Consider the following 241-nt stretch of genomic DNA (forward strand, 5'->3'; position numbering starts at 1 on the left):
CTCAGGCCGGCGCCAGGCGCCGCCGCAGCAGGCGTTGGCGCAGGCTTTCGAACCTGCCGAGGTCGACATGCCGGGCATGGTCGCCGACGACGATCCGGCCGTCGGGCAGCTCCGCCCAGTGCTGTAGTCCGCCCTCCAGGTCCAGTTCGCCGTAGCGGATGCGCAGCGCCCGGCCGGATTCGAGGTGCCAGAGCTGGGCGAGGTCCCGCGAGCGATGCGGTTCCAGCCACGGCGCCAGGGA

At 73.0% G+C, this 241-nt stretch carries 1 protein-coding gene; it reads right to left on the reverse strand.

Annotated features, from left to right (window positions below; all coding sequences use genetic code 11):
* Window position 1: 1 nt before the first annotated feature.
* A partial coding sequence (locus HMPREF0072_RS11505; RefSeq protein WP_211204235.1) for a hypothetical protein occupies window positions 2–241 on the reverse strand: 240 nt, incomplete at its 5' end.

Origin of the sequence: Anaerococcus lactolyticus ATCC 51172 (assembly GCF_000156575.1) — a bacterium.
GTDB lineage: Bacteria > Bacillota > Clostridia > Tissierellales > Peptoniphilaceae > Anaerococcus > Anaerococcus lactolyticus.